This is a genomic window from Flagellimonas sp., assembly GCF_965215805.1.
Classification (GTDB): Bacteria; Bacteroidota; Bacteroidia; order Flavobacteriales; family Flavobacteriaceae; genus Flagellimonas.
The window spans coordinates 658,261-671,079 of the sequence record NZ_OZ244124.1 but is presented as its reverse complement, the minus strand read 5'-3'; the positions used below and the strand labels follow the sequence as shown (position 1 = coordinate 671,079).

Annotated in this window: 12 protein-coding genes; 2 read left to right on the top strand and 10 right to left on the bottom strand. The window is 42.0% G+C overall.

The genetic code is table 11. The features are described from left to right. Nucleotides 1–7 precede the first annotated feature (7 nt). From proC to ACOOE0_RS02960, 10 genes are all read right to left on the bottom strand, one after another. Complete coding sequence (gene proC / locus ACOOE0_RS03005; RefSeq protein WP_420400996.1) at nucleotides 8–802, bottom strand: pyrroline-5-carboxylate reductase; 795 nt, start codon at nucleotides 800–802, stop codon at nucleotides 8–10. A gap of 12 nt (nucleotides 803–814) precedes the next feature. Next, entirely contained in the window at nucleotides 815–1,789 is a 975-nt protein-coding gene (gene argC / locus ACOOE0_RS03000; protein WP_420402193.1) for an N-acetyl-gamma-glutamyl-phosphate reductase, read from the bottom strand. Next, a complete protein-coding gene (locus ACOOE0_RS02995; protein WP_420400995.1) occupies nucleotides 1,782–2,972 on the bottom strand; it encodes an argininosuccinate synthase in 1,191 nt (396 codons plus the stop codon). Before ACOOE0_RS02995 ends, argC begins: the two co-directional genes overlap by 8 nt. Nucleotides 2,973–3,052: 80 nt before the next feature. Next, nucleotides 3,053–3,667: a GNAT family N-acetyltransferase gene (locus tag ACOOE0_RS02990; RefSeq protein WP_420400994.1), complete on the bottom strand. Its 615-nt coding sequence runs from the start codon at nucleotides 3,665–3,667 to the stop codon at nucleotides 3,053–3,055. A gap of 219 nt (nucleotides 3,668–3,886) precedes the next feature. Beyond that, a complete protein-coding gene (gene mptB, locus ACOOE0_RS02985; RefSeq protein WP_420400993.1) occupies nucleotides 3,887–5,239 on the bottom strand; it encodes a polyprenol phosphomannose-dependent alpha 1,6 mannosyltransferase MptB in 1,353 nt (450 codons plus the stop codon). A 4-nt stretch (nucleotides 5,240–5,243) separates the two neighbouring features. Then, nucleotides 5,244–6,728, bottom strand: a complete 1,485-nt coding sequence (locus ACOOE0_RS02980; RefSeq protein ID WP_420400992.1) for a cellulose synthase family protein — start codon at nucleotides 6,726–6,728, stop codon at nucleotides 5,244–5,246. Nucleotide 6,729: 1 nt separating this feature from the next. Continuing rightward, entirely contained in the window at nucleotides 6,730–7,419 is a 690-nt protein-coding gene (locus tag ACOOE0_RS02975; RefSeq protein WP_420400991.1) for a glycosyltransferase family 2 protein, read from the bottom strand. Beyond that, nucleotides 7,419–7,889 carry a toxin-antitoxin system YwqK family antitoxin gene (locus ACOOE0_RS02970; RefSeq protein WP_420400990.1) on the bottom strand — a complete coding sequence of 157 codons (471 nt, stop codon included), beginning with the start codon at nucleotides 7,887–7,889 and terminating at the stop codon, nucleotides 7,419–7,421. The genes ACOOE0_RS02975 and ACOOE0_RS02970 overlap by 1 nt, the downstream gene beginning before the upstream one ends. 1 nt (nucleotide 7,890) lies before the next feature. Continuing rightward, on the bottom strand, nucleotides 7,891–9,495 hold the full coding sequence (locus tag ACOOE0_RS02965; RefSeq protein WP_420400989.1) for a 4Fe-4S binding protein: 1,605 nt from the start codon (nucleotides 9,493–9,495) through the stop codon (nucleotides 7,891–7,893). 81 nt (nucleotides 9,496–9,576) lie between these two features. Then, the gene (locus ACOOE0_RS02960; protein ID WP_420400988.1) at nucleotides 9,577–10,926 is read right to left on the bottom strand and encodes an NAD(P)/FAD-dependent oxidoreductase; all 1,350 of its coding nucleotides are present in this window, start codon (nucleotides 10,924–10,926) and stop codon (nucleotides 9,577–9,579) included. Between the two features lie 233 nt (nucleotides 10,927–11,159). On the opposite strand from ACOOE0_RS02960, the gene ACOOE0_RS02955 reads away from it, so the two are divergent. Together ACOOE0_RS02955 and ACOOE0_RS02950 are read left to right on the top strand one after the other, a co-directional pair. After that, nucleotides 11,160–11,882: a DUF547 domain-containing protein gene (locus ACOOE0_RS02955; RefSeq protein WP_420400987.1), complete on the top strand. Its 723-nt coding sequence runs from the start codon at nucleotides 11,160–11,162 to the stop codon at nucleotides 11,880–11,882. Nucleotides 11,883–11,940: 58 nt separating this feature from the next. After that, nucleotides 11,941–12,786, top strand: a complete 846-nt coding sequence (locus tag ACOOE0_RS02950; RefSeq protein ID WP_420402192.1) for a hypothetical protein — start codon at nucleotides 11,941–11,943, stop codon at nucleotides 12,784–12,786. Nucleotides 12,787–12,819: the final 33 nt, after the last annotated feature.

Below are 12,819 nucleotides of genomic sequence, written 5' to 3'. Positions count from 1 at the left end.
GAGCCATTTATCCTTTTTTAATTTGGTTGATTTTCTCAAATGAGGTTACAATTCCTCTGATCAGGGAGGAACTCAAACCTTGGTGTTCCATCTCATTCAGGCCTTCAATGGTACATCCCCTTGGAGTGGTGACTTGATCAATTTCCTCTTCGGGGTGGCTGCCGGAATCAATCAAAAGGCTTGCTGCACCATTACAGGTGTGCATGGCCAACTCTTGGGCTTCCTTGGCATCAAATCCAAGTTGGATGGCGCCTTGAGTGGTGGCTCGTATCAAACGCATCCAAAAAGCAATTCCACTAGCGCAGATGACTGTGGCAGCCTGCATCAAATCCTCTGGGATTTCCAAGGTGTGACCCATACGGTTGAAAATACCCTTGGTCAAATCGATACGCTTCTTGCCCAATTCGTTGCTACAAATACATGTCATGGAATTTCCAACGGAAATGGCAGTGTTAGGCATACTCCTTACAATGTACTTGTCCGCACCCACAATTTCCTCGATTTTGGAAATACTGAAACCAGTAATGGTACTGATTAAAACATGGTTCTCCGTTAGGAGATCTTTTACATCGTCCAAAATCTTGGAAAAATGCCCTGGCTGAACCGCAAAAATCAAAATATCTGATTGCTTCACAGCTTCATGATTGTCCGAAGTCACTACGACATTCCCGTACTTTTCAAAATCCTTGATCGAACTGGTGTTTCTTTTGGTCAGGTACATGGTCGTGGCCCCATTGCTGTGCAAAATGCCCTTGGCTATCGCCAATCCTAAATTCCCTGCTCCTATTATGGCTATTTTCATATTATTCTCTTTTTAAAACACTCCTGCTTTTAGTTGTAATCCCATTGGCTCTTCCAAACCGAACATCAAATTCATGTTTTGTACGGCTTGTCCAGAAGCACCTTTTAATAAATTATCTATGGCCGATGTAACCAACAGCACATCCTCATGTTTGTGCAAATGGATATGGCACTGATTGGTATTCACCACCTGTTTTAGGTGAATTGGGTCATCAGAAACATGGGTATAGACTGCATTGGCATAAAAATCCTTGAATAATTGTTGTGCTTCCTCCAAACTTCCATCAAAAGGCGTATAGGCGGTTGCCAAAATGCCTCTGGTAAAGTTCCCCCTATTGGGAAGGAAATAGAGTTTACCCACCCCATTTCCGAAGGATTCCAAGCTTTCTCCAATTTCACCCAGATGTTGGTGTGTAAAGGGTTTGTACCAAGAAACATTATTATTTCTCCAGCTAAAATGGGATGTAGCTGACAAGCCAACGCCTGCTCCCGTACTTCCAGTTACCGCGTTAATGTGGACATCTTTGTGCAGCAGTCCTGCCTTTGCCAAGGGCAACAATCCCAACTGGATGGCAGTAGCAAAACAACCAGGGTTGGCAATAGCTGTGGCATTTTGTATGCTGAATTTATTCAACTCTGGCAGGCCGTAGACAAAGGTTTTAGCGTTCCAACTGGCATCCGCCTGTAATCTAAAGTCGTTGCTCAGGTCAATAATCTTGGTGTGGTCAGCAAAGGTATTTTCTTCCAAAAACTTGGTGGAGTTACCATGTCCCAAACACAAAAAAACCACATCCACTTCAGGATTGATTTCCCCTGAAAAGTTTAGATCTGTTTGACCAAGCAAATCTTGATGCGCTGAGGACACAGGCTTTCCTGCCCGCGTAGTGCTGAACACAAAGTCTATTTCGGTTTGGGGATGATTCAGTAACAATCTGATCAGTTCCCCTCCGGTATATCCCGAACCTCCTATTATTCCTGCCTTAATCATGGTCTTGGTTAACATGGTTTGCAATTTTTCCAGGATTGGATAGGATTTTGATGAATCCTTTGGCATCATCCGCAGTCCAACCCTTGTTCATTTCCCCATAACTTCCAAAGGAAGCATTCATAAGATCATGGGGAGAGGAAATTCCGTCCAACTCAAATCGATAAGGGTGTAGAGTCACAAACACATCACCCGAAACATTTTTTTGGGTATCCGAAAGGAACGCTTCAATGTTTCGCATAACCTCATCCAAATAGTTGCCTTCATGGAGCAACATGCCATAGAAATTGGCCAATTGCTCTTTTTGATATTGCTGCCACTTGCTTAGGGTGTGTTTTTCCAGCAAATGATGCGCCTTGATGATAATAGTGGGCGCGGCGGCTTCAAATCCAACCCTTCCTTTGATTCCAATAATGGTGTCACCCACATGGATATCCCTTCCTATGGCATATTTGGATGCGATGGCTTCCAGTTTTTCAATATTGTCCACAGGCGAGCCCAATTCCCCATCCACGGCCGTCAATTCCCCTTGAGTAAAGGTGAGTTTAAGCTCTTTGGACAGCTCTTTTTCCAATTGGCTTGGATAGGCGCTTTCCGGCAAGGAAAGGTGGGAAGTTAAGGTTTCATCTCCACCTACAGAGGTACCCCATAAACCTCTATTAATGGAATATTTGGCCTTTTCCCAAGAATAATCTATCCCATTTTTTTGAAGGTATTCTATCTCTGCTTCCCTTGATAATTTATTATCCCTGATAGGGGTGATAATTTTAATATTTGGGGCCATGATTTGAAAAATCATATCAAACCTTACCTGATCGTTGCCCGCTCCCGTACTTCCGTGGGCAATATACTCCGCACCAATCTTTTTGGCATGACTTACAATTTCCACCGCCTGTACAATTCGTTCAGCGCTTACGGATAAAGGATAGGTATTGTTCCTTAGTACGTTACCAAAAATGAGATACTTGACCACTTTTTCATAGAAATTGGACACTGCATCAATGGATGTGTAGGTGGAAGCTCCAAGTGCTAAGGCCTTTTGCTCAATCTCTTGGATTTCTTCTGCAGAAAACCCGCCAGTATTAACACTTACCGCATGCACTTCAAACCCTTCTTCTTGGGAGAGGTATTTGGCGCAATATGAGGTATCCAATCCGCCGCTATAGGCTAGTACTAGTTTTTTCATTTTTTGTTTTATTCAATTTTATGCTATCCATTTAAACAGAAGAGGTCTAATTGTTCTCGACTGCGCTCGAACAGACAATATTATTTTGTTTTCTTTTTTAGGAAAAGATGCTCCTTCATTCGCTTTAATCGCTTAAAGGCTTTTCCATTTATTTTTTTTAATGTGGTTTTTTTAACGTCTGGATCGTACAGCATTCCTGTGCAAAGGCACATATTTCTTTCTGTCCTAGTGAGGATGTCAAAGTTTTTACAGGTTTGGCAGCCTTTCCAGAAATCGGGATCATCAGTCAATTCGGAAAAAGTGACCGGCTTGTAACCCAGCTCATAATTCATTTTCATGACTGCCAGTCCTGTGGTTATCCCAAATATTTTGGCATCTGGAAATTTTTGTCTGGAAAGCTCGAAGATGGCTTTCTTTATTTTTTTGGCCAGTCCTTGTTTTCTATAATTAGGATGAACAATTAGTCCGGAGTTGGCCACAAAATTCTTGTTGCCCCAGACTTCGATATAACAAAAGCCAGCAAATTTCCCTTCGTCCAAGGCGATAACGGCATTTCCGTTCTCCAGTCTTTTCATGATATATTCCGGACTCCGTTGGGCTATCCCCGTGCCCCGTACCTTAGCGGATTCCGTTATGGTATCGCTGATAATCTGGGCATACTTAAAATGTGATTCGTTAGCAATTACAATTTCCATTGCTATGGCATTTAAAACAAGTAAAAATTTGAAATCTGAAGGTTTTCTGCGGAAATGGACTCACCTATTTCCATAACTGATATGCACCCTTACGGGCGACGGCGACGTGGAGCGAATGGACGAACGGGAGCAGTTATGCTCAAAGAAGATAGTATGTGTATTTGTCCTTTCATTATGGGTTAAAAGTACAAATTAATTTCAACCGACCTAAAATGCCCATTATTTTTTGAAGAAATCTAACTTTTTTCCGCTTCTACCCATAATTTCATAAATCAAGTAGCCGATGACCAGCAGATATTCAAAAGCCAACAACCACAGATTCTCATCGAAATCCACATTGGAATAGGCAAAATAGCTCAAGATAACCAGGAAAGACCATAGCATGGCAAACCTGAATTTGGTAAACATGGCAAGTCCCACCAAAAAGACGAGATACCAAGGGTGTACGGTAGTGGATAGGAGATAATACCCAGTTAGCAGAATCAGCATGGAGGTAATCAAAGCTGTCAAGGTTTGGTTTTTTCTGAGCAGTGCCAACAACATTGCTCCTAGCACAACTACACCAGCAACCCATTTGCCGTAAATCTTTACCAATTCCCATGGTTTGGCTTCAAAACAGTCCACGGCTACCATTTTTACGGCGTTATAGAATCCTGCATTGAATTCAAAATTGGAAAACCATAGGCCTACCGTTTCGGAATAGTTATCTATAAATACAGATGAATAAAATGGAAGTAGCAGGAGCACGCTGGAAACCGCAACCAACAAATAGAACCAAACGCTTTTCTTGAATCCGAAGAATCTAAGAAACAAAGGCAGGAACAAGATGGGAACCAGTTTAACCATGATGGCGGCCGCATAGACAGGGGCGGCAATCGCCCATTTTTTATTGGAGATTAAATACAGTGCCCATACAAAGAAAAACAGCATGACGCCTTCGAAGTGGAGATTTCCCGTCAGCTCAATAATTACCAAAGGATTCAAAAAATACCAAAACGCCACGTGATTGGAACGGTTGAGGTTTTGAAGCAACTTCCTGCCAAATACCAAGATTCCTATATCGGCGAGAATAATCGTTAGCCGCATTGTAATGACGGAACCCAAAATGCTTCCTCCTCCCAAAAAGGAGGCCAGGGCAAATATGATTTGGTTTACAGGAGGGTAGTTGCTGTAGTGTCTGGCGCTAAGGCTGCCCATTCCATCAAAAAGCTCTTGAGCATTGGCGATAGGAAGGTCAATTTGGGAAATAAGGTCTTTGGGGAGATGGATGTATGGATTGATTCCGTTCTTGATCAATTCCCCATCCCAGATAAAGCGATAGAAATCTTGGGAAAGGTTGGGTTCTGCCCATAAAAAAGTCAGTCTAAATAAGATACCCACAACCAATAGGAACTTAAAATTCCATTTCTCAAATTGGATGAGTTTGAAATGGAGAAAAAACAGCGCTGCATATAGGGACAGGAGTTTTGGGAAATCCTCTCTGTTTAGATCATGGGCGAAAACTGCATAGAAAAGCAAGCTACCTATGCCTAAAAGGATAGGGGTTTTATGCAGTTTCCAATAAGAAAGCATGGGATTAAGCTTTCGAGGTCAAAGACTTAAAGAAAACAAAGGAAAATCCGAGGAACAACATTAAATGGAATGGGAACAACCCAAAATCATTTAAAGGAACTGCGCTGTACATTCCAAATAGGAAATAGACCATGAGGCCAAATTCCAAAATCATATTTGGAGACAGCTTTTTGGTCAGGTACTTGTTTCCTTTCCAACTATCTGTAAGATTGTTGATGTTGAATTTGGGTGTGCGCACAAACTCACTTCTTTTGCCCAAATGCCCTTCCAAGACAGCTACGGTATTGTGAAGGGAGAACCCAAGGGCTACCGAGAAAAAGGTAAAGAAGAGTTTGATGTAGTCCACAAACTTGTCAAAACTACTGCCTTGAATGCTCTTAAAGGTAAACCAGTAGCAGATAAACAGGATAATGGTACTAATTATGAAAAATCGGTTTACGTCAAAAACCCAGGCCAAATGTCCGTAGGAGTTTTTGATGTACAGCATGGGAATGCTAAAAATGGCAACGATGAACATGCAAAGGAACATGGAGCTGTTCAACAAATGCATTACACCGTGGAATTTGGTCTTGAACGGGATGTTCTTGGCAGTAATCACACTCCAGACCGTTTTTCTAAAGTTTTCGGCCCCACCCTTGTTCCAACGGAACTGCTGTGAGCGCGCAGCACTGATCACAACGGGAAGCTCGGCAGGAGTTTCCACATCCTCCAAGTATTTAAACTTCCAATTTTTTAGTTGGGCGCGGTAGCTCAAATCCAAATCCTCGGTCAAGGTATCGCCTTCCCAATTTCCAGCATCAAGAATGCACTCTTTTCTCCAGATACCCGCGGTACCGTTAAAGTTGATAAAATGTCCTTTGGAATTTCTTCCCACTTGCTCCAATGTAAAATGCGCATCCAGGGCAAAAGCCTGGATTTTGGTCAAGGTGGAGTAGTCTCTGTTGATGTGGCCCCAACGGGTTTGCACCACACCTATTTCCTCATCCTTGAAATAGGGAACGGTCTTTTTTAACCAATCGCTTTCTGGAAGAAAATCAGCGTCAAAAATGGCAATGAATTCGCCCTTGGCTATTTCCAAACCTTCTTTTAGGGCTCCTGCCTTAAATCCTTGGCGGTTTTCCCTTCTTATGTGGTGGATGTCCAGCCCCGCGCTTTTAAGTTCCTGAATTCTTTTTGCGGTATCTATAACGGTGTCATCCGTGGAATCGTCCAACACCTGAATTTCCAATTTGCTTTTTGGGTATTCTATTTTGGATATGTTGTCCAGCAACCGCTCCATTACATATTCTTCGTTGTAAATGGGCAATTGGATGGTCACCAACGGGATTTCTTTTGGGTCGAGAAGATTGAATTTTGGGGCTTCCTCGTTTTGCTTTTTATTGCCCAAATAATTGATCAATAGATTAAGTTGGGCCAAGCTGTAGAAAAAAATCAAAATTAAGGCCGTACTATAAATAGCGATGATAATAAAAGCGATTGTCAGTCCCATATTATTTTATACTGTATTTAAAGATCCACCCCAATATTTTTATGCCCGCAAATATAGTACCTTTTACCGTACCTGACACTTTTGAAACACCAATTCTTCTTTTATAACGCACTGGTACTTCGACATATGACATTTTTTTTCTCAAAACCTTCAGCTGCATCTCCACGGTCCATCCGTAGGTTTTGTCCTCCATTTGCAGTTCTTTGAGCTTTTCGTATTTAATGGCTCTAAAAGGCCCCAAATCCGTAAATTTTGCCCTAAAAAACAGCCGCATTAAAAACGTGGCCAATTGGTTGCCAAAAACCTGCTGCGGGGTCATAGATCCCGGTTCCCTAAGTGCTTTTTTTCGGGCTCCTACCACAAAATCCACATCATCTTGCAAGATAGGTGCCACCACTTTATCCAATTCTTCCGGATAATCGGAATAATCTCCGTCAATAAATACGATAACCTCGGGTTGTTTGGATTGTTTTGCAACATAATCCAGGCCTTTTAGACAGGCATAACCGTATCCGCGTTGGTTTTCGGTGAGTACAGTGGCACCTGCTTTTTTGGCATTTTCCACCGTATTATCTTCAGAACCGTTATTGACTACAATGATTTCGGAAACGGACTTTGGCAATTCCCCAACCACTTTTCCGATGGAATCTCCTTCGTTGACTGCGGGAATGATGACTTTGATTTCTGCCATTATTTTAAATCGGAAAGCTTGTTTTCTTTTCTAAAACTGCCAAAGCTAAACCATTCCTTGATCTTTTTCCCGTTTTTGTATTTTTCTGCCGATTTAAGCTCCTCGTCCGTATACTTAAGGCAGTATCCGTTTTTGATGCCGTTCTTGAGTTGGCATTTGTGGTTTATTTTCCCGTTTTCATCATAAAAAAGCCACCAGTTTACCTTTTCACCTTTTTTAAAATGACCTTCCATCTCCAGCTTACCTAGTTGGTCGTGAAAATACCAATAACCTTCCCGCTCATTGTTTTTATAATGACCTTGCGCCATGAGGTTGCCGTTGGAATGGTAGTGTTTCCAGAAATTTTCCTTGGAATCGCCCAGGATCCACCCCTCGGCCTTTAGCTTACCATCCTGGTAATAATCCCGATGGTACATTTTTCCCGTACCGAACAGGAAAAGAAAGGAAAGTAATAAAGCAAACCGAAGCATCTTATTTCTTGTTCACCAAGGTCATAAGGTCCACATCGTTGCCCAACAACACTTGATTGCTGTCAATACGACCTTCCAAAGGGCCATTCTCCAATTTCAAGACACCTCTTGGGCAAACTGCAGAACAGATCCCGCAACCTACGCAGCTAGATCGGACAATGTTTTCGCCTTTTTGGGCGTATGCACGTACATCGATTCCCATTTCGCAGTAGGTGGAACAATTTCCGCAAGAGATACATTGTCCCCCATTGGTAGTGATTCTGAATCTGGAGAACAGGCGTTGTTGAAAGCCCATCATGGCAGCCATAGGACAACCGAAACGGCACCATACCCTGTTCCCAAAAATGGGATAAAACCCAGTTCCAATGACTCCCGAGAAAATACTTCCGATAAGGAAGCTGTATGACTTGCGAAGGGTTTCAGATTTAAACAAGAATACATTGCCATCTCCACTAAAGAAGTGAAATCCGATAAGGGCCATAATGATTACAAAGTATCCAATGGCGCCATAAATAGCATCTTTTTTGAACTCGTCACGCTTAAATAGCATCACCCAAGCAAAAACAAGTGTCAGTAAGGACGCCACACCAATTAAGAAGGTGCTTTTGGTCAGCCAATATTTACTGGTATCATGTCCGAGGTAAGAAAAGATAACCGCTGTGGTCATCAGCGTAACAAAAACCACTACGCTGTGCACTACCCAGCGCTCTACTCTCCAAGCGCTTACGCTTTTATCGCTTAATTGCCTAAAGGCATCACCAGCTGTTTCGGCCAAGCCTCCACAACCGCATACCCAAGAGCAGTACCATCTTTTCCCATACTTATAGGTCAAGATCGGAGTGATTACAAATACGGATAGGATTCCGAAAATCAATAGGGCAAAACCGATATCCCCAGAGCTTAAAAAGCCTTTGATTCGATATCCCTCAAAATTGTAATAGTTTAAAGGCCATACATTTTTGAGGTCGTAGTAGGGCAGGCTTCCACCATTTAAAATTTTATCGCCATTTAACCGCGCCATCAATTCGGGAATGATAAAGGCAAAGGCAGTTTGAAAGAACATAACGCTCATGGTTCGGATACGCTCGTATCTGTTATGACGATACTTCCACATAAATTTGATGCCAAAAGCCAAAATAGCCACCGTGTACAGGGTTCCATAAACGAACCACTGGCTTGCAGGGTTGCCACTGAGCATTCTGCTCAACGGATCAAAAAGTCCAATAACACCTTTGTTGTTCCCATCTTTGACCAAGCCCAAATATTCTGGATAGAAATACAACACTATGTAAAATCCAGTCAGGGCAATTCCAGCCATCCATCCCCATAAACCTTTACTGGAAATGGATTTAAACCATACCCCATCATTCTTAATCCCAGGTAACTTATGGGTATAGGCATCCCACGAAAACCAAATGGTTCCTGCCGAAATGGCCATTAAAGAGAGGGTGAGCCATAATCCTTTATTGGGGAAACTCACGTTGAATGCTGCCAAAAGTAGAATACCAAGACCTCCCATCCCTATCAGGGTGGCAATCTTTTGGTTTCTGCTCAATATTTTGGGAGGCTGCCCAGTTAGGGCCATGCTTCTATCGTATGTGCTCATATCTTTCAGTTGAAGGGGAAAAGTTGAAAGCGGAAAGTGGTGGCGCCAAATGGTGTACCAGCAACAATCAGTTGTCAACTATTAACCCATTGCAAAAATTCTTTTTAAACTTTTCTTTTTTAGTGTGATGGACTTCCCAAAGTCCGAATTGAACTTGGAAACGATATCCGCTTCATAATGTTTATAAAACTCCGGATCAAAATTAGCATCGGCCAAGTGCTCTATGACATGATCCACACTTTTTTCCTGGGTCAACCATTTGTCAAAAACTTGGTGTCGCATGCGAATACCGAAGGTATTGATGCCCAAAAACTGACCTGATTCTTTATTGAAAGCTACGGTGATGCATATTTTCTCTTGAGGATGTCTCCAATGAAAATGGGCTTCATTTTCCTTCATTCCCCGTTCCGAAAACACCCAGCCGTAGGTTTGGTATTCGATGTCCAAAAATTTAGCGGAATTGAACCAGTGTCCTGGTTTGTATTCCAACTTGTTCCCACAGATGGTCTGCGCCACAGTTTCACCCATCATCCGGCCCGTGTACCAAACGGCTTCTATTGGGCGGCGATTGCCAATGGCTTCATGCTGTTCGGCACAATCTCCAATGGCATATACATCTTGTACATTGGTTTCCAAAAAACGGTTGACTTTGACTCCACGTCCAAGCTCTATTCCTGAATCTTTTAGGAAATCGACATTGGGGGATACACCAGCCGTTAGACCCACCATATCGCAAGGGATTTCTTCCCCCGTTTCGGCAACAATTACCGATTTGACCTTACCATTACCATCGCTAACAATTTCCTTAAGATTGGCACCTAGTCGTAAATCAATATGGTGTTCCAAAATATGCTCGTTGATCATTTGGGATTCCCAGTTGGGTAATACCCCGTTCCAAAAGCTGTCTTCCCTGACCAAAAATGTCACTGGGATATCCCTACTTCGCAACATCTCGGCCAATTCAATTCCAATTAGACCACCACCCACGATTACAGCCCTTTTACAGACTTCCTTGTTGGGTGCGTTTACCTCGAGCAAATCAAGGTCTTGTTTGGAATAGAGTCCCTGTACGCCGTGTAGATCTTGTCCTGGCCATCCAAATTTGTTGGATTTAGACCCTGTGGCAACAATAAGCTTGTCGTAATGCAAGGCTCTAGACCCATCGATAATAAGTTGTTTTGTATCTGGATTTACTTTGGTGACATAACCTCTGACCAGCTCAATGCGGTTCTTTTCCCAAAACCAATCTTCATAGGGCTGGATATGCTCAAATTTCATATGCCCCATGTAAACGTACATAAGCGCGGTTCTGGAAAAGAAATAATCTGTTTCCCCAGAAATTACAATGATTCTTTTATCTGAAAGTTTTCGAATGTGCCTTGCTGCCGAAATACCAGCAATTCCGTTTCCAATAATGACAATATTCTCCATGAAATTGTGTTGGTGTTGCTAATGTGTCGTCCTTAAATATAGGAACTTAATGTCCTAGGTTAATTTAGAAAGAATTTAAATTTTAACATAAAAGGTAAGGTTTGACCCTAAAATTCGAACGGCTAAGTGTTTGATTACTAAAATCTTAAATAATCCTTAAATTCAATAAGAGCTTGTATGGCATCCAAATTGCATACGACAGAAAGCAAAGTTTGAATCAATTAAAACTTAAAATGAAATTTAGAAAAACACTGACCGCGACCGTACTATTTCTTGTTGTACAATTAGGCTTTTCACAGGACATTTCAACTTTTTTTACAAAAGCAGACGCTTTCTTTAAAGCTTATGTGAGCGATGGCAGAGTGAATTACAAGGAAATTAAGTCGAATCCAGCAGGGTTAAATGAACTGATGGATATGGCACAAAACATTACCGTTTCAACTTCTGACGCAAATACCTATCAAGCTTTCTGGATCAACACCTATAACATTTCAGTAATCCAAGGGATTGTAAACAATTACCCCATTAAATCCCCATTGGACAAAGGCGGTTTTTTTGACAAGGTCACCTATAATGTTGGAGGCAAAAACATTACCCTAAATGATATTGAGAACAAGTTGCTTCGAGGAAATTTTCCAAGGGAGGCTCGCTTTCACTTTGTACTTGTATGCGCAGGACTGGGATGCCCTCCCATTATCCCCAATGCGTATTTGCCGGGCACCTTGGATACACAATTGCAGAAGCAAACTGAAATTGCTTTGAACAATCCAAACTTTGTAAGGACAAAAGGGAAGAAGGTACTACTGTCCCAAATTTTTGAATGGTACACTGGTGACTTTACCCAAGGGGGAAAATCCTTGATAGATTTTGTAAACCTATATCGAAAAGAAAAATTTGACCCAAAATCCAAGGTGGGATACTACCCATACGACTGGAATTTAAACGAGACCAATTAATCCATTATAACAACAACTAAGCATGAAAAAGAAGAGAATTTACCTCCTTTTTGGAGGAATGATTATGAGCGTATTTTTAGGGTTTTCCCAAAACGACCCCAACGCTCAAGCCCAAAGTAATATTCAACAGTACACCCCTTCCAAGCTCATTGGAAAAGGACAATGGGACCTCAAGTGGTTCAACAACTTGTACACCCAGACCGAGAGTACATTTTCCGATGGAACAGAGCCCAGACAAACATTTTTCACTTCCACTTTGGAAGCCTATACCGGAGTTGGAAACAACAAACGCTGGAATATTGGGGCCATTTTGGAGTTTCGTTCCAATGTGGTTGCGGACCGTGGGGCATTACAAGTCTTTCAATTTGACGGGGAAACAGGAACAGCACGTTCAGGATTCACATCCATTGCACCTTCCGTAAAGTTTGTCCCCATTGCTTCGGTAAGCAACTTTTCCATCCAAAGTTCATTTTTTATCCCTTTGGTGGACAATGAAACGGAAGAAGGAGTGTTCCTAGATCAAAATGGGTATATCTGGCAAAACCGATTTTTCTATGATCATACGTTTCCCGGCGGTAAATGGCAACTTTTCACCGAATTGAATTCGGAATTGAGTTTTGGGGACAAGGACAAGAGCTTTGCCAACAATAGTCTTAATTTAACCCCTGGTGTATTTCTAAGTTATTTTCCAAGTTCCAAGTTTACCGTGTTGGCTTTGGCACAGCATTCACAACGTCTGGATTTAGGGAATGACTTTACCCAAAACTTCACCGCATTGGGTGGCGGATTAAAATACCAATTGACCAATGCTTTGAATGTTGAGGCATTGTACACCAACTTTGTTCGGGGAGAAAATACAGGTTTGGGTGAAACTTTTAACATAGGTTTGCGCGCAATTTTTTAAACCTATGACCTAAAAGGTTATTTTAGGAGTCTT

Coding starts and splice junctions, on each gene's coding strand:
- proC (WP_420400996.1), bottom strand. CDS start 802: ATGAAAATAGCCATAATAGGAGCAGGGAATTTAGGATTGGCGATAGCC.
- argC (WP_420402193.1), bottom strand. CDS start 1,789: ATGATTAAGGCAGGAATAATAGGAGGTTCGGGATATACCGGAGGGGAA.
- ACOOE0_RS02995 (WP_420400995.1), bottom strand. CDS start 2,972: ATGAAAAAACTAGTACTAGCCTATAGCGGCGGATTGGATACCTCATAT.
- ACOOE0_RS02990 (WP_420400994.1), bottom strand. CDS start 3,667: ATGGAAATTGTAATTGCTAACGAATCACATTTTAAGTATGCCCAGATT.
- mptB (WP_420400993.1), bottom strand. CDS start 5,239: ATGCTTTCTTATTGGAAACTGCATAAAACCCCTATCCTTTTAGGCATA.
- ACOOE0_RS02980 (WP_420400992.1), bottom strand. CDS start 6,728: ATGGGACTGACAATCGCTTTTATTATCATCGCTATTTATAGTACGGCC.
- ACOOE0_RS02975 (WP_420400991.1), bottom strand. CDS start 7,419: ATGGCAGAAATCAAAGTCATCATTCCCGCAGTCAACGAAGGAGATTCC.
- ACOOE0_RS02970 (WP_420400990.1), bottom strand. CDS start 7,889: ATGCTTCGGTTTGCTTTATTACTTTCCTTTCTTTTCCTGTTCGGTACG.
- ACOOE0_RS02965 (WP_420400989.1), bottom strand. CDS start 9,495: ATGAGCACATACGATAGAAGCATGGCCCTAACTGGGCAGCCTCCCAAA.
- ACOOE0_RS02960 (WP_420400988.1), bottom strand. CDS start 10,926: ATGGAGAATATTGTCATTATTGGAAACGGAATTGCTGGTATTTCGGCA.
- ACOOE0_RS02955 (WP_420400987.1), top strand. CDS start 11,160: ATGAAATTTAGAAAAACACTGACCGCGACCGTACTATTTCTTGTTGTA.
- ACOOE0_RS02950 (WP_420402192.1), top strand. CDS start 11,941: ATGATTATGAGCGTATTTTTAGGGTTTTCCCAAAACGACCCCAACGCT.